Annotated in this window: 15 protein-coding genes and 1 pseudogene; 11 read left to right on the top strand and 5 right to left on the bottom strand. The window is 55.4% G+C overall.

The window, feature by feature from the left end:
* Window positions 1-484: 484 nt before the first annotated feature.
* From L6D64_RS14705 to L6D64_RS14715, 3 genes are all read left to right on the top strand, one after another.
* A complete protein-coding gene (locus L6D64_RS14705; protein WP_176508874.1) occupies window positions 485-694 on the top strand; it encodes a hypothetical protein in 210 nt (69 codons plus the stop codon).
* 189 nt (window positions 695-883) lie between these two features.
* Complete coding sequence (locus tag L6D64_RS14710; protein WP_176508873.1) at window positions 884-2,038, top strand: hypothetical protein; 1,155 nt, start codon at window positions 884-886, stop codon at window positions 2,036-2,038.
* A 150-nt stretch (window positions 2,039-2,188) separates the two neighbouring features.
* Window positions 2,189-3,349: an AlbA family DNA-binding domain-containing protein gene (locus L6D64_RS14715; RefSeq protein WP_176508872.1), complete on the top strand. Its 1,161-nt coding sequence runs from the start codon at window positions 2,189-2,191 to the stop codon at window positions 3,347-3,349.
* 190 nt (window positions 3,350-3,539) lie between these two features.
* Here L6D64_RS14715 and L6D64_RS14720 read toward each other — a convergent pair whose 3' ends face one another.
* Window positions 3,540-3,755: a helix-turn-helix domain-containing protein gene (locus tag L6D64_RS14720; protein WP_176508871.1), complete on the bottom strand. Its 216-nt coding sequence runs from the start codon at window positions 3,753-3,755 to the stop codon at window positions 3,540-3,542.
* Window positions 3,756-3,788: 33 nt separating this feature from the next.
* Between L6D64_RS14720 and L6D64_RS14725 the strand changes: the two genes are divergently transcribed.
* Complete coding sequence (locus L6D64_RS14725; protein WP_236192484.1) at window positions 3,789-4,049, top strand: hypothetical protein; 261 nt, start codon at window positions 3,789-3,791, stop codon at window positions 4,047-4,049.
* Between the two features lie 31 nt (window positions 4,050-4,080).
* Complete coding sequence (locus L6D64_RS14730; RefSeq protein ID WP_236192485.1) at window positions 4,081-4,278, top strand: hypothetical protein; 198 nt, start codon at window positions 4,081-4,083, stop codon at window positions 4,276-4,278.
* Between the two features lie 414 nt (window positions 4,279-4,692).
* Here L6D64_RS14730 and L6D64_RS14735 read toward each other — a convergent pair whose 3' ends face one another.
* Window positions 4,693-4,830, bottom strand: a complete 138-nt coding sequence (locus L6D64_RS14735; protein WP_176508870.1) for a hypothetical protein — start codon at window positions 4,828-4,830, stop codon at window positions 4,693-4,695.
* A 291-nt stretch (window positions 4,831-5,121) separates the two neighbouring features.
* Here L6D64_RS14735 and L6D64_RS14740 point away from each other — a divergent pair, with 291 nt between their 5' ends.
* Both L6D64_RS14740 and L6D64_RS14745 read left to right on the top strand, forming a co-directional pair.
* The gene (locus L6D64_RS14740; RefSeq protein WP_176508869.1) at window positions 5,122-5,325 is read left to right on the top strand and encodes an MbcA/ParS/Xre antitoxin family protein; all 204 of its coding nucleotides are present in this window, start codon (window positions 5,122-5,124) and stop codon (window positions 5,323-5,325) included.
* Between the two features lie 114 nt (window positions 5,326-5,439).
* On the top strand, window positions 5,440-6,270 hold the full coding sequence (locus tag L6D64_RS14745; RefSeq protein ID WP_176508868.1) for a hypothetical protein: 831 nt from the start codon (window positions 5,440-5,442) through the stop codon (window positions 6,268-6,270).
* 310 nt (window positions 6,271-6,580) lie between these two features.
* Here L6D64_RS14745 and L6D64_RS14750 read toward each other — a convergent pair whose 3' ends face one another.
* Window positions 6,581-11,227, bottom strand: a complete 4,647-nt coding sequence (locus tag L6D64_RS14750) for a PIN domain-containing protein (protein WP_176508867.1) — start codon at window positions 11,225-11,227, stop codon at window positions 6,581-6,583.
* Between the two features lie 496 nt (window positions 11,228-11,723).
* Here L6D64_RS14750 and L6D64_RS14755 point away from each other — a divergent pair, with 496 nt between their 5' ends.
* From L6D64_RS14755 to L6D64_RS14765, 3 genes are all read left to right on the top strand, one after another.
* On the top strand, window positions 11,724-12,056 hold the full coding sequence (locus L6D64_RS14755) for a hypothetical protein (protein WP_176508866.1): 333 nt from the start codon (window positions 11,724-11,726) through the stop codon (window positions 12,054-12,056).
* On the top strand, window positions 12,046-12,315 hold the full coding sequence (locus L6D64_RS14760) for a hypothetical protein (protein ID WP_176508865.1): 270 nt from the start codon (window positions 12,046-12,048) through the stop codon (window positions 12,313-12,315). The genes L6D64_RS14755 and L6D64_RS14760 overlap by 11 nt, the downstream gene beginning before the upstream one ends.
* 1,219 nt (window positions 12,316-13,534) lie before the next feature.
* On the top strand, window positions 13,535-14,329 hold the full coding sequence (locus tag L6D64_RS14765; protein WP_176508864.1) for an OBAP family protein: 795 nt from the start codon (window positions 13,535-13,537) through the stop codon (window positions 14,327-14,329).
* Between the two features lie 15 nt (window positions 14,330-14,344).
* Here L6D64_RS14765 and L6D64_RS28555 read toward each other — a convergent pair.
* Together L6D64_RS28555 and L6D64_RS14770 are read right to left on the bottom strand one after the other, a co-directional pair.
* A pseudogene (locus L6D64_RS28555) lies at window positions 14,345-14,449 on the bottom strand (hypothetical protein); the annotation flags it as partial.
* Window positions 14,450-14,451: 2 nt separating this feature from the next.
* Complete coding sequence (locus L6D64_RS14770; protein WP_176508863.1) at window positions 14,452-14,901, bottom strand: tautomerase family protein; 450 nt, start codon at window positions 14,899-14,901, stop codon at window positions 14,452-14,454.
* 75 nt (window positions 14,902-14,976) lie between these two features.
* Here L6D64_RS14770 and L6D64_RS14775 point away from each other — a divergent pair, with 75 nt between their 5' ends.
* The gene (locus tag L6D64_RS14775; RefSeq protein ID WP_176508862.1) at window positions 14,977-15,966 is read left to right on the top strand and encodes a GlxA family transcriptional regulator; all 990 of its coding nucleotides are present in this window, start codon (window positions 14,977-14,979) and stop codon (window positions 15,964-15,966) included.
* The last annotated feature ends 14 nt before the right edge of the window (window positions 15,967-15,980 follow it).

A 15,980-nucleotide genomic window follows, 5' to 3' on the forward strand; every position in this document is an offset into this window, starting at 1 on the left:
AACTCTTCTCTCAGGCTCATGGTATCTCTCGCGTTCCAAGGCATGGTCGTATTCCCGGCAAATTTGCTTACCGGAAAGTGTCAACCATGTCCCCGTACACGTGTCCACCATGTGTCCGGTCCATACAGCTCTCAAATAAGAACTCCGTCCCGCAAAAAATTTTTATAGGGCAAAATCTGAAAATACTGCCAAATATGTGATGTCTGTCACAGTTTTCGGGGATTTTCTAACGTTGCCCTGGCCTTGGCTGCGGAGACGAAGGGCTGCCCGGTTCGTCAATCGAACACCGTTTCCTGGCGTATCTCGGAACGAGACTTCGTGGCTGGCGCATTGATCGATCAGCGATCCGGGGAGAGCGTCTACCGTGAAGTCTGGAGCGTTCCACTTTCAGCATTCCAGCCACGGCTTCCATGGAGATTCTGCACTGAAGCTGGGAAGCCGGTGGCTACAGAGCTCGCTTACCACGTTGTAGAGGGATGAGGTCATGAAGCGAACTTTACAGGGCATGGCTGAGGCTGGAGAACCGCTCCTCACGCAAGCGCTGTTGGCTATTCGAGCCTACAACCAGGCTGAGGCGCAAGGGCGCCCAGAAGAGGAGCTCAAGCGTCTTCGACTTAAAGCGGATCATCTGTATAACACGGTGATCAACTACCAATTGCATAAAACCGGTTGCCTCGATCAGACGGAGCACTGATGTTCAGACGCTGACCTCTCGGCGCTGCTGAGACGCTGTCGAGCACCATCTTCGACGTCGATCTGTAGGTAGCCTGAGAGGTTGTGTGAGCTCGAAATTACAAAAGAGTCCAGCTGGAGCACAAATGTACTCCAACGCCGATTCAGCTTGTCACTGACTGATCTCACATTGGTCACTCAAGGAAATTGCATGTACAAGATTGTCACGTATCCAGTCCGTGAGCTGTTCGACCGAGTCTGGACGACCCCGGTCTTGCAGTTGGCTCGGGAGATCGGCGTTTCGGATGTTGCACTGAGCAAAGCATGTAGGAAGGCCGGTATTTTGCTACCGCGTCGCGGGCATTGGGCAAAGACCGTCGAAAAGCGCCCTAAGAGGCCGACCCCACCCGACTCAGCCGAATCGATCACATTCAGGGTACTGGACAGGTCTGTGTTTCCGCCGACGCCGCCCAAAGCACCGGGCCGCCCCCATCCTTCAAAACTCAATGTGCCAACCAAGCTGACTGATCCGCACCCGCTCGTGCGTGAATGGCTTCAGGCTGTAAGGGCTGCCAAGGATTTTGAAGGGCGGGTGGAGCTGCGCCGCGTGCGTGTGCTGTACACCAGGATTTCGCGTGACATGGTCGATCGCGCCGCGCTGCTCTTGGACACCCTTATCAAAGACGCCGAAAAGAAGGGATGTTCCTGGGCAGTGGATGATCATAACCGCACGACGGTCACGTTCGATGGGGAAACTGTTTATGTGACGCTGCGAGAGCGTGTGACCAAAGCAGTGAAACCGCCGCCACCTGAGCAGAAGCATAAACGTCATCGCACTCGGGAGCCGGTGCTTTGGCTGGGGCCGAGGGAGATTTACCTGTATAGCTCGACTGGCGAATTCACCCTGATTGCCCAGGAAAAGCCTGACCTTGGATCACAATCATCTTGGACTGACAGTAAAACCGGTCAGCTTGAGAACAAGCTTCATCTGTTCTGCAATGGTCTCTCGAGGCTCATAGGGCGTATGCGGGCCTATCGAGCAAGCATTGAGGCAACACGCAGGGAATACGAGGAATCTGCTCGAATTCGTCGCGAGGCACTCATGGCTGCAGCGCATCAACGTAACCTGCAGAGGCGCTTGTTGGAGGATATGGAGCGGTGGGAGAAGTCCAAACGCCTTCGCGAGTTCATCGATGCCGTAGCAGCCGACGCCATCGGCGGTGGCGAGGAGAAAGGAAGCCAGACCTCAGCCTGGGTGGAATGGGCGAGGGCGCAGGTCGATTTGATCGACCCTGTTGGAAATCCAGCGACCACCTCGTTGGAGCCATGGGACGAATTGGTTCTTGAGTATCCGGCCAGAAAATAGGAAGGGCCCTGGTGACGTTGAGGCTACGGGTGAATGATGCCAAGGGGGCGAATAGGATGGTTGGGCCAAGGCGCAGGTATTTACCGCCTGGCTTTGGTTCTGAGCTCCGTGTTCAAATCGTGCTCACACCCATTTGACCCGAGGGTTTAGATGATCGACTTGCTTAACAGGCTGCGCTACAAGAGCGAGAGCACCGATATCGATTTCAAATCTGCCCAGTATCGTTTCAATGGCGGCTCGGAGGCTGATAAAGCGGAATTGCTCAAAGACATCCTGGCAATTGCGAACTCCTGGCGCGATGGCACAGGCTACATCTTGCTGGGATTCAAGGATCAGCGTCCCCATCCTGCCGCGGTGGTCGGCATTCAGGACAGCATTGATGACTCTCGGATACAGCAGTTCGTCAACAGCAAGGTAAAGCCTAAGCTGACGTTTCGCTACGAGGAGCATCTGTTTGAAGAGAAAACCATAGGTATCCTCATCATCCCAAAACAGCGTCGTCCGTTTTACCTTACAAGCCCGTACGGTAAGCTCAAAAGCAATGTGGTGTATGTCCGCCGGGGCAGCAGCACGGATGAAGCAGAGCCGATCGAAGCCATCGAAATGGCAAAAGAGGACGACGGTCGCGACGAGGTGAGCATCGAGCTTTCCCTAATGACGCCCCAGAACGAACCTCTTCCTCCCACCTTGGCACATACCTATCTGCAGTTCATCGAGAGGCTTCCAGATTTCAAAAGACAGCGTCAGCCGCGGGGCCCTTTCGATATGCCCGAGGTGATGGGTCTCGACAGGGGCAATCGTGATTTCTGGCGGGAGTATGGTAAATACTCTGAGGTTTTCAATGCGTGTATCGCGCTGCGATTCGTCATGACCAATCGATCCGGCATACAGCTGTCCCACGCCAAGCTCGAAGTGACGGTCGAGTCCGTCGACTCCCAAGCTTATGAAATGATCGCTTATCGCGATCTGCCCGATGAGCCGAAGTCCACCTGGAGCATTCCTGAGGTCGTCCCTGTAAACAGTCATTGGGGTAACTCGCAAGAAGCCCTGAGAATCGATGAAAGCGGCCCGACCCCCGCATGTCATATCCGCTTCGGTTCTTTGTTACCAGGTGAGCAGGGACGATCGGAGTTGCTCGCCATTCTTCCAAAAGGCCCTGGAAAATTACGCCTGCATATGCGTGTTTTGGGCAGCGAGCTGGCTAGTCCGATCGAAAGCTCCTACTTGATAGAGACCACAGGTGAGACTCTTCGCCTCGACTTTGAAGGCTACAGGCAATTTATTGTCGCACAGCAGACTGAGAGCTCATAGAGGAGTGCGTGCTTCCCAAATGGTCATGACATACGCTACAAGCCCACGCAAGCGCACTGGGTGGTGTTGCACGCAGGCTCCAGGACGTAGATAACCTGAGTAGTAAAGGGATGCCCGCTGCTAGGCGGGCAACAGAAATGTTGCCCGACATTGAAAAAGGCAGTGCGAGGAAAGGCAGGTCACGAGCACCTCAGCGCTCCGCTTTCTGCCAGATGTCATTCACGGTCGAGCGCGCAATACCAAGCATCTGCGAAATCTCCTTTTTCGACTTTCCGGCAGCCTTGGCCTCCAATACGGCTTGGATTTTCGCTGGGTCAGTGCGCCGCCCTGGCCGTTGAATAATCAGGACACCGTCCCGGTAGTGGTCTGAAAACTGCTGGGCGCTTACCTGGGCGTGAATGAGCACGCCGTATCAGGTCGCTTTCCAATGGAGTGAAGCATGTCCGACGTCAGCACCGTCACCGGGAAACTTGAGGTTGTGGGCCCTTCGAATGATAAGCCTGACGGCTCTGAATACACCTATCTGCGGTTCAGCCAGACAGATGGCGGCACCAAGCTGATGAAAAAAGTGGGCGTAGGGCAATTGATCGAGTCGTACCTTCGCCCTGGTATGGAAGGGCAGTTTTTTCTTCGTCAAACTTGGCCGGCTTGGGCACGTTCTGTTTGCAGTCAAAACTGCCGACGGGCAGCGAATTTATGAAGAAAATGGTTTTGCCAGCTGGATCAAAAAAATGCGCGTGAGCGCCTCTGTGCTGCTGCTTCTGTTCCTGCCCCTCAGTATTGTCGGCCTCTTGATGGGCGGGTATCTGGGGATCATTGTCCCGATCGTCTTCATCTACATCATGTGGAAGCTTGCCGTGTCCTTCCCCAAAGTGCTGAATGAAAAGTTTCTGCGGGGCCACCTCGACCGGCAAGGCTTTGCCGGCTGAAGAAACACAGGGCCTAGTGATGGGGCCGTTCCCCAGCACCGGATAGGCCGCATAAGAAGCAGAGGAGGGTGCCGGTGATTCCGGCCCGGCCTTCGTTTGAAGGCTCGCAAGATGCCCTTTGAGCCGGTTGCGTTCTCAAGTACTGATTAGCTTCATTGGATCGGCACCAAACCGTTCAGATGAATCGAGGACTTATTTTCGCATCGTGCGCGGCAGGTACTTCTTCACCACGCTCCTCAGGCTTGGATACCTGTGCGAATCAGCGGTTTTCTGGTTGGGGAGGGGAGCCATGCCTCTACGACTATGCAGACTGTACTGCGACGGAAGTCAAAGGAACCTTCGAATGGTCACAAGCATTGAGTGTGCTGCATCCTAATTTTATTACGGTAACTGTCGAGCGATCTCATCGAGCATTCATACCGTAACGCCATGCTCGTTGTGCTCGACGCGGATGAGGTGTGCAGAGGTTGCGCCTTCCTCACTATCAGTCAGTAGCACCTGCTGTTGCTGGCGGATGTGGATCAACGCTGCGGCGATCGCTTGCCTGAGCATTCGGGCTATCCATAACTTCCGGCTATATGCTCGGTTTGCGTGATTCCACTCAATGTCGTATAGTCAAATGATTGTAGCCTCTTCGGTGAGTTTTGACCGCCATGACTGGAGCCATTAATTCTGCAGAGCGGGGACGATCTCAATTTATCGCTTAATCGACGTCTCAAAGCTACCGGGTACTATGCGGGCATATAAATCTCCTTGCGCTGCTGGTCTTGGAACATGCCTGAACTTCATCAGTGCGCTATTCTCCCAAGAGGTGAATGCTCAAAGGTGAAAGAGTAGTTCTGCATGAAAATAGAAACAGATTTTGAGGAGCTCATTCGGCAACAGGCCGAGCAGGTGTTTGGCAGCAAATTTAAGGCGTATGTTTGGCTGACTCGCCCTCAGGTCGAGATCGGTAGCTTAAGTGCGCTGGAATGTGCAAGCAATGAGGTTGGATATCTGCAGGTAAAAGCGCTACTCGATCGACTACATCACGGTTATGCCTGTTGATGTACGTAGTGGTTTCGGCCTGGTAGACCCGATGGCTCAAAACTACATCCAACTCCAGCCATTAAGCTGTGCTTCGCACCATCTTAACTTTTCAGGCGAGGCCACCCGAACAGCATGAAACACACTGACTACTCTAACTTGCAAAACGAGTTATCTGCTACTGCACGCTCCTTGACCGAAGCCAGCTTGGGCTCCCTTTACGGTCGCAGCGACGTCGAGGCTAAAAATAGTGAGTGGGCCCGGTTTTGCTTGCGTCATCGGGCTGTAGAAGAAACTTTTGATACTGCCTTTGCTCGCGTTGAGCTTCCACAAATTGACGGGCCTACGGAGTTTCGCATTGCGGCCAGCTTTGCCGGTGGTAAACAAATGAGCTGTACGCTATTTATCCTCATGCTGGGCGATATCGTCCCGCTCCCCATTACCTCCTGCCAAGTGGGTACAATCACGACCTTGAGGGAGGGTTATGCCTTAATAATCCCTGCCCCTGATGACGTCAGGTGGACAGATGATGTCTGGCCTACCTCGATGGATAAACTACATGCCTTTGTTGCTAATATAACTAACTCGCCAGGATTTCTGCAGAGCTGGGTTATGGATGGAAACCGCGAGTCTAACAAATTGTTGATGTTGGTAGTGACCCGAGGCGATGTTTGCTACGGTTTTCTGTTGGGATCGCCAAAGACTGCAGGATATCGTCAGACTCGTGTGATCCCTATCTTCTTCGAGCAAGTTGGGGAATTCACATGCGATTCGTCCGTCCTGATCGAGCTAGCCCTCAATATCAAGAGCCTTGAGGCGCTACTCAGACATGCGCGACAATTACTGTCGGAGCCTAGTTCTGCACGGCAAGACTGCCATCTGCGTGATGCACTTGGTGAGCTGACTAATGCCCTGGAGAGGGGCGCCAATCGGTCTCATTCGCCCGATGTCGGCGCGACTCCTTAATATTGTCGAGCACTTTTAATGGCAGGCTCAGTGTATGGGGCGGGTGTGATTCTGTTGCGGACTCCAGCTGGATCCTTCCTATTTGAAGTGAGTTTAATTGTCAATAAGTTATGTGAGCGCAAGTTTCAAGCACCCTGAAATTAATGTGTCTTGTGTCTGAGATTATGATTTCCAGCGAGAATACCCATGCGAGCTTGAATGTCCGGCACAGCATAGAGAAGCACGATTATGTCTTGGTCATGCGCTACTTCCCGGTCTGCCTCGGTCGCAGCCCTCGATCCATCGTTCAAGAGCGCGACACATCAAAGGCTTAGCGATCTCCGGTTTTGATGTGGCCTGCCGGATCCATGGGATCATCACCTGACGGCGCCTCAAGCCTTACATTACCGGTTGCCTCGACCAAAATGCCTGCTTCGTCTGTGACAGTTTCAAGCTTCATAAGCGCCGTCAGGTAGCTACGGTTGTCATCATGCCGGTACGTCGGAGCTAATCTGGCGCAGACGTCATGAATTTCCAACGTGACCTGCTGGAGAGGGTGCTCGGCAGCGGCTTTAGCCGCTACCAGTTGCTGCTTGATACACGACAAATGTGGCGCGCCAAACCCTGGGATACGCTCGCTCAAACACTTCAGGCACCACTCAACGAAATTCGCTGGACAGTCAGCGTGTTGGAACAGCGGTTCGACCAGGTATTTGATGAGCTCCAGCATGGCGACGAATGTACAGCGCCCTGTGCTGAACATCTTGCTGACAAACTCCATAACCGTTATCGCTGCCAGGCCGAACACCACCCCAGGGAACACAAGGTACTGACGCAGACTGTTGATCCCGGCGTTCGCGAAGGCCACCCCCTGATCCATCATGGCGACAAGATCCGAAGAGCTGATCGAAATGAAGTGACGCCGGGCCATGATCATCCGGATGAGCGCGCGTGAATACTCAACGGAGCTCAACACCCCCTGGCGAACCATGCCCTTTAGTAACATTTGAGGCGAAGCAGCCGGAATATCGAGTGTTTGAGCAAGCTGGCGAAGCCTGCCATCGAGTGACAGCAGCCCCGCCTGATTCTCATGGCAGAGTGTCAGGCAAGCACGCTCTTGAGGATCGAGCACATCTTCCAGTCGTTGCAGGACAGGCGTCGGATCAACAGGGCCATACGCCGGTACGACGGTGCAAAAATTCGAGATGGCGACATCCATGCCTTCGAGGAACGCTAACTCCCGAGCATGAGCCTCCTCGCTTTCTTCATGGAAACCGAGCTGCCCTTCGTGTGAATACAAGGTGCCGCTTTTACGGAACACAGTCGCCGCCTCGATCTTGGCACGCAACGCCTGATGCGTATAGGTACTGACATACACCTGGGAGAGGTTGCCCAAGACATCTAGCAGCCCATGCGTGGCCAGCTCTGTCAGCATCGTGAGATCTACGACCCAAGTCGACCCTGCGAGCTGCCCAGGAAAGACATCATGGGCAAAGCCCGCATCCGAAGAGACCTGCAGCCAAGGGCCATCAGGAATCCATCCCCGCACAACATCAACAAAGTCGCGCCCTAGGTGCTTGGCCACCGCACCCAGGGTGATAGGGTGTTCCTCGTAGATTGCCAGTAGCTCGGTGACTTCCGTTCGCTGATGTTCGAGCTGCTCGATAAAGGCGGAGAAGTCCATGTCACCGTTCTCGTCCTCAGGAAGGGTCATGGACACAAGGCTTTTGCTAGGTGCGAGCGAATTCCTTATCACGCTGTGCGAAATTTCCAGCAGACGATGCTGGATGGAAGAAATCTGCTTGATCTCAAAATGCTGAGCACCCAGCAGGTTCTCTACGCTAGCGGTCTCGCCAGTACGCAATCCGATTAAACTCTCGGCGAGCGCAGAGTCTGCGGGAATAAATTCGGTTGAACTGTTTGGATAGCTGAAGCCCTCCAGATCGAGGGTGACCCGTCGAGGGCTGCCTTGCTGATCGACCAACACAATCGACGTCCCTGGCGCGATGACTGCCGGCGCGCGCTCGATATCGCGAAGTTCCTCTGCCATCTCTTGGGAGAGCGTCAGCATCACTTGAACGTGGGTAGCCGCAGCTTCGACGTCACCCTGAGCGCAGCGCATGGCCAGAGTGATCCGATCCAGCCCTTTCTGAACCTGGCCGTATCGCAGTTCAATGCCGGCCAGTTGCAGAAGCGTCTTAGCGCTGCCTTCGAGCAATACGGGGAGTTCCGCTACCAAGGCCTTGAAGTCCATGACACCTTCACACGCAGCCACGCGCAGGAACATCAATCGAAACCGGGCACTGTCAGGAGACTCTGCAACGTTGAGTTCCATGACTTCGCGCATTCGCGCCCAGTCACCCGCGCGGTTGTAGAGGAACAGCGCCTGCTCACGGGCATCAGCTGAGCTGCGCCAAGTGGCAGGCATGGATTGCAGAAGATCACGTGCTCTAGCCTGCCGACCAGTCAAGCTGTAGCAATGGAGTAAATCGACATGCAAGGGCGTGAAGGCGTCAACGGGAAGCAGCCTTTCAAGGATAACAACCGCTTCACCATGGCGCTGAGCTCTAATCATCGCCCGCGCACCGAGGGAAAGCTCTTGAGGATCTGTGGCGTCAGGTGCTAGCTGGGCTACCCGATCCACAAAGCGATTGGCAAGCTCGGCATCGCTCTCATAAGCGCGACTAGCAAAATACAGGTCAATGATGTCGCTGCTCTGGGGCGTGACACCTGCATGCTCCAGTTCCTTGCGAACCGTCTCGCAGTCACCAGCTTGCAGTGCCAGATCCCAGTGCAAATGCTGCAGCATGGTGGCGATTCGGGCCGCGACGTCCGAGTGCGTCCGTCGCGCGACTTCCTCACGAGCAAGCTGTAGCAGATCTGTCCGCGACTGCGCCATGCAAGCGTGGCCAAATCGCAGCAGGGCCTCGACCGGCAAGTCAGCAAGGTGAGCCAGGAATCGTTTCGTGACCTCCGCCCAACGGCTCAAATCACACAGGGCTTCGATCTCGACCCGAACCATGATGTCGGAAGCGAATACGCCTTTATGGTGGGCCTCTTGAATCAGCTGCAGGGCTTCATCAGCGCGCTGAAGCAGTACCATTGCATAGGCCAGGTGAGCGACCACATCACTCACCGTCTTGGGACTCTGCGCAGCCCAGAGCGTAGTGGCGCGATCATCAAAACGCGCCATGGCGTCCTGCAACACCTCTACATGCTCAGGCAACATCGACCGGCAATTGACCCGCACGGCATCAGCCGTGGCCAGTCGAATGGCGTAACGAAGGTAGCTTTCGTCGATAAAGAACGAGCTATCTGTCTTGCTCAGTGCAATGCGTATGACGCGAATAGCGCCTGCATCATCGTCACGTCCGGCATACGAGGACGCCACCAGTTGCCACGCCGCGGCCTTATCAATGAAGGCGCTGGGCACATCGGCCTCGTTCAGCTGTTCACCCGCGATGATGCGAGCGTTGGCCATCGCAGCCCAGACGATAAAGGACTCAGGAAAACGCTCGCTCAACGTTTCTCCGATCGCAACCGCCTGTGTAACCTGACCTCGAAGCATTTGGGCACGTATCGCCGCAGCGGCAATACGATCATCGGAATCACAAAGCTTGGCAGCATCGTCAAAATCGTCCGCCGCGTCTTCGTCCTCACCCAGGTGCCACTTCGATAATCCGCGAAGCAGATACCATCTGGCCTTTTGGTGATCATCGAACTCGTGAAGATCGCTCTCCAGAAGCTCCAGTTGCTTGAGGCAGTCCTGGAACCGGTGGGCCCGTTGCCATTCGGTAATCCGGTCGAGCTGTCGCGAGTAAGGCGAGACGGAAGTCGTGTCGCGCGCCGAAGGCAGCTCATCCGCGAGCAGCACTTTTTGCGAATTTTTTCCATCCCCAAGTAAGGGTCTGAGCGCGTCCAAGAGCGGTTGCAGCTTGCGGTGGGTCTCGGCGGCCAAGGGGAGGGCGCCCGCTTGGTCGACCAGCGAGCCGGGGCCGAGGTTATTACGTTTCGCAACTTGAACCGCCTGGTACCCCTCCCAGAGCGCTCGCGCTTGGCTGAACTCAAGGGCAAGTGCCCCCAAATGTCGCTCCGCCGAGTCCAAGGTAATCTCGCCGGCCACCCCGTTCAGCTCGGCGCAGGCAAGCTGGAGCGCGGCCCAGACATCTTTGCTGTCGCGCGAAGGGACGAACTTGCTGATCAGTTGCTTCTGGTTGTCGACTTCAACGGTGCGATCAGAATCCAGGTCATGCGATAGAAACTTGAGGTGCAGCGCAAACGGAAACAGCTCAACCTTGTCCACTTCGGCGCCTTTTTGTAACTCAACAGCGCGCCGAATCGCGGCGTAGGCCTTGCGGTTGCTTTCGTTGCTGAAGCCTTCGGCATGCACGCGCTTGTACCAGTCATCTGGCGTCCCGGAACTCACCGCAAAACGCACCACTTCCTGGGCAGCGTGCATGGCGGTGTTGCTGGAGGCGTGGTAGACGATCAGGATGTCATCAACGTTGCGCCGGAAGCCCGGCTTGCAGAAGTCTTCCCAGGCCAGACCCACGGACTCATTGAAAATGGGGTTGTCCGTCGGCTTCAGCGATCGCTTCATCTGCAACCGCTGGGTGGCGACTTGGCCGGTATCCGGATTCCAGAGATCGATTACCAGGTCATCGGTGTCGTGATCGAAAAGACGTCCCTGGAAGAGCAGGCGGGTGATCACGTAGCCATCGCGGGCACCCGGACACTGCGAGCCCAGGCACAAAGCGAGCAGGCGAACAGCCTGCACGCGGCGCTCGAATGAACCACCGCGATCGCCGGTGGATACGGGGCTTGCTACCTGTTTCCTGCGATTCTTGACTGGCTTTTCCGGCTTTTCCGGCTTTTCCGTCTTTGCTTGGGATTTCGCCGGGTTTTGGTCTGCTGTACTTGCCGGATTTTCTTGGGCTGACGCTACCCGTGGGGGCTGTTTCCTTGGAGCCTTGGCCATGCTTGGTTCGCAACGGTGATTGGACGCCTTATTTTACCGATCTGGGGGGCTGATGCGTAGAGCCTAGCAAGGGTAGCGTCAGCCTTACGATGTAGGTCGCAGATAACCCCGAGCGGGCAGTACTGCTCCAAAGAAGCTTGATTTAGGCATAAATTGGTGGTGCTGGCGGGTGTTTCTTCTCATTTAAGTAATCGGGCCCAGGTGCTAAGCATTTAGTCGTGAAAGAAACCACCAATAGATGACTAAAACGACGATTGTTGCCGATTTTGTGATGATAGGGGGCGGGGCAGCGGAGGCCTCATAGGCCTGCACAATGGTCTTGTGCGAGCTATCTCAGCCTTTATGAGCTGCCGCTATAAGCCACTGAAGCTACTCTGGGCCAGGAATGGGGCAGTTGCATTTGATTCAACAATCGTTCTTAAGAGCTGACAGGCGGCAGGGCATGCTCGCTTGGTGCGCTACAATTCGGAGAGGCACAAGAGGAGTCGACTCAGCGATGAATGCCGTGAACCGCCTCGAAGCGATCCGCCTCGCTCAGCAGCGCATAAGCGAACTGGAGCAGGAAATAAGTGTCCTTCAGAAAGGTGAGGGTGCCACGTCTGAGTCTAGTTTCTCAGAACAGCTCGCCAAGCTGATGAAGAGATACAGGATCAGCGCGGAGGAGGTGATTGCGCTTCTGATGGCCAGGGGAGATCTGGATCAACGTGCGCTCAGCTTGACCACAGTGCTCAAGCTCCATTACATCCTAGGCCTGCTGGACGTGGAGGCGTCTCACAGCTCGGAGAAGCCTTTCCGGATAAGGGGATGGGTGAACGTCAATGTCCAGTAAGCGCAACCGAGCTCTGAATGGGCTGGTAAGAGAGGGCTTTTTCGACGTAGAAAGCGTTGCGCGCCTGTTCGACATCAACGGTGCAATTGCCAAGGAATATGGTAATGCATGTGCAGAGTTAGCGGAGCCTAGGGTTGCCAGCATGGTGCGTTTCTTGGCAGACCTGGACAGTTTGGCAAAACAGCATAATGTAACGGCGAGGGAAATCATCCTGTTACTGGATGCTGACTATTTTAAGCGAAAGAAAAATCAAGGATAGGCGGGGCCGCTATCAGTGCGGAAAAAAATAACTCGACTAAATATTCATTTAGTCGAGTTGGGTCGCGCACTCACAAAAAAGAAGGGCAGTTTGGTACTTATTGCTCGGCAATGCAACCGACTGTCTTTATCCAAGGGCTCTCTGATTTCTAGAGTTATCGGTGGATGGTGGATGGTGACACACTCAAGTGTTCAGGCGGCCTGGAATGGAGCCTTGAGGGTACAGAATGCTTGGCGTGAACCTGCTGCTCCAGCCAGAATCAGCGGGTGGAATGACTGAGACAGAGCCATACGGCGCGATGATCTTGACTGATTTTCTCGTTTATTGAATGAGCAAAACGCGCCTGGCTGAGGGGTTATCAAGGTTAAATGAAAGCATCTATTGGGATTGATCTGGGCACTTAGGCTACTGAATGCTCGTGGCGCCTGTGCAAATCAGAGCCTAATGCGATTGGGCAAACCCAGCTAAACAATAATCTCATGCTTTATTTTCCCTTGGATAATCATGAGCTGCCTGAAACGGATTTCACTGATATTGCCTGTTGGGAACCGTACAGGATTACAGAGCAATCGCGGTCACTGGAAACCATCGCGTCTAAATTTCTTCTTGATGCTGTGAGTTCAAAATTTCTTCTGATTTCACAGATCCGACCTCTGGTCAGAAAAAAGGAGTCCGCGACGGTGTTTGTGTTGTTATCAATGAGTAAGCCTACGTAGGCTTCGCAAGTTATCAGAAATATCAAATCCCCAGGCACAGTTGCTCAACGCGGGACTGCTGCAACGCGGAGACGCAAATCAACACCTCACAGACGAGATTGGTCGCGCTAAGAAGCAAGCTTGTACCCATGGCATCAGTTGACAGATGTGTTGAATGGATCTAGCGGCTGCGAGAGTAATCCGAGCAGCAAGATGGATCGGAATGAGGCAGAAAAACGGCGTAGGTCGATTTACTTCCGAAATTAGGGTCAGAAAGGCTTCCGTGTACTGATAGCGTGTGGAGCAAGGCCTGAACACTGACTCAGGAAATACAGCCTGGCTTTGTTTTGAAATCTGCCTGACCCACGTCCCGCTCGCTGCATACGAATGTGCGCATAATGCATATTATGTTAAATGACGTAATGCGCTTAAACGGGTTGGAGCAAATCCAGCCATTCGTCCATTGATCTGTCCGCTTGCCCGCCCTGGGTTGTCCTCTAGGAACAACAGCCAGAGACACGCTCATGCGCCACTTAATCAAATCGATATCCCTTCCCCTTACCTGCACTGTGCTGTGGGCTTGTTCCGCTGCCGAGACGAAGTCGCCTGTGGAGGCTCCAGGCAGGCCCGAGTCGGCTAAAACGCAACTGCTTGAGGCCGGCACTGCGACGCTGCAATCCAAGCCACCCATTGAAGCAATCAACGCCTATCTGGATGGCTTTCACTTCTACAACGGCCACCCGGATGTGCAGATGGAGGCTCACCACTATTGCTCAATTCTGAATGAGGATGTCATTCAGTGCGTCATCTTTGACGGCAACACCAAAGGCGCCAAGATCATGGGTGTCGAGTACATCATCGATGAGCAACTCTTTGCTTCGCTGCCGGCCAAGGAAAAGGCGCTGTGGCACAGCCATGGCTATGAGGTCTCCTCTGGCCAGTTGATCGCTCCAGGCATACCCGCACCTGCCGAGCATGCCCTGATGGAGCGCCTGGCACATACCTATGGCAAGACATGGCACACCTGGCATACCGACCAGGACAAAGCGCTACCTGTCGGTATGCCGCAATTGATGATGGGCTTCACCGCCGATGGCCAGGCTGACGCGGCGATGGTCGAGCAGCGCAATCGGCGCTTGGGCGTGGATACGTCCAGGAACAAGGCGCAGCGGGCCGATATTCGAATACCGGCACGTGATCCCGGCGCGGATGGTTGGCAGCATGGCAATGTCATTCAAATCACCGATCCAACCGGTGCTCACCTGCACCGGCCCGCGGCATCGACACCAGAGAAAACAAACGGTCGCTCCAGCCGGTAGCGGGACGCGCTGGCGTCAGGCCTTGCTCAACTCGCCGATCTTCTCCAGCCGTGCACGCACGATGTTGCGGCTGATGTTCAGCAGCTGAACCAGCGACCGTCCGTTCTGGTAAATCGATCCTGTTAATTGCGAGCGTGATGAAGATGTTCAAACCCTACCTTTGCCTCGAAGTCAGCAAGGTTCATGACCGCCCCGTTTGCGCCCCAGGTGCCGTCCGCTACGTCCTGTATGACGATTGAAGTGGCCACTCGTTGGCCGAGCTCATTACCCAGGCTGCAGCGGATCGCTTTATCGAGCTGCCCGACGTAGCGCCTGCGCAAATCAGGCGTGAGTACGCCCGCGGGGACCAGCACGGTTGCGTAGCAGGGCACCACGTGCTCAGGCTGCAGCCCGCCGCATGTCCAGGCACCGGGCTCGACCGCCTCGACGATTACCCAGCAGAAGAATCTCGTTTCCGGGCGATTGGGGATGCCCTCGACCTCGACGGCGACATCCGTAACGCCTTGAGCGAGCCGCTGACGAAGGTCGGGGTCAATGATCGGTGCCGGGAGCTTGATGGTGATTTGAGGCATTGCATTTCTCCGTTTCGAAGGTTGCATTAGGCCTTGGTCGGCCCTACCATCCCAGTGTCCGATCAGGCATTTTTCATGCGTATCCAGCCACCGCTCGATTTCACCCTGGTGATACTTGAGAAGGCGTTTGCTTCCAGCGTATCGCTCACCCTCGACATCCTTTCGACTGCGGCTCGGCTATGCGCACGCGCCGGCGTGCCTGAACCTTCGTGGAGGGTTTGCTCCCCCTCGTCGAGCCTGGTGGAGTTGAGCAACGGCATGGTCGTCAACGCACAAGCCCTCCCCTCGCCCCAGCTCACTGACGCTTCCGTTTGGCTTGTCCCAGGCCTGGGGCTGGCAGACCCTGACGAAGTGTTTTCAAGGATCAGTCAGCCAGACGCCTTGCAGGCAAGCCAAGCCATTGCCCGGCACGCCAAGCGCGGCGGCCTGATCGCGGCATCCTGTTCTGCTGTGTTCCTGCTGCACCAGGCAGGTGTGCTCGCGGGTCGCCAGGTGACCGTTTCATGGTGGCTTGCCCCGTTACTGCGTACCGTGAATCGGCAGTGCAACGTCCAGCCCCAGCGCATGCTGATCGAGGACGGTAACCTGATCACAGCAGGCGCGGCCATGGCCCAGGCGGATCTGGTTCTGTACCTGTTACGCCGGCGATACGGCGTGGAGATGGTCGATAAGGTTGCGCGTGTACTGCTCCTGGATGCTCGAGATGCCCAAGCCCCCTACGTCGCCCATGGCCTGTTCAGCGACGGCAACGACCTCATCGCCCGGATCATTGCCCTGGTCGAGGAGGCGCTGCCAGACGTGCCCAAGGTTACGGAGCTGGCCGCACGGTTGGCACGGTCGGAGCGCACACTTGCCCGCCAGGTCAAAGCGGCGTGTGGGCGCAGCGTTCAGGACGTGATCCAGAGTGTGAGGCTTGAGAAAGCTCGACGCCTGCTCGCGGGGTCGCGCATGAGCGTCGACGACATCGCATCGCAGATCGGCTATCGAGACGCTACGGCCCTTCGCCGTCTGATGCTGAAATACACCGGGACAACGCCCAGCCAGTTCAGGCCACGCCAGCGCTGACGCAGTTGACCGCG

Origin of the sequence: Pseudomonas urethralis (assembly GCF_021602465.1) — a bacterium.
GTDB classification, from domain to species: Bacteria; Pseudomonadota; Gammaproteobacteria; order Pseudomonadales; family Pseudomonadaceae; genus Aquipseudomonas; species Aquipseudomonas vlassakiae.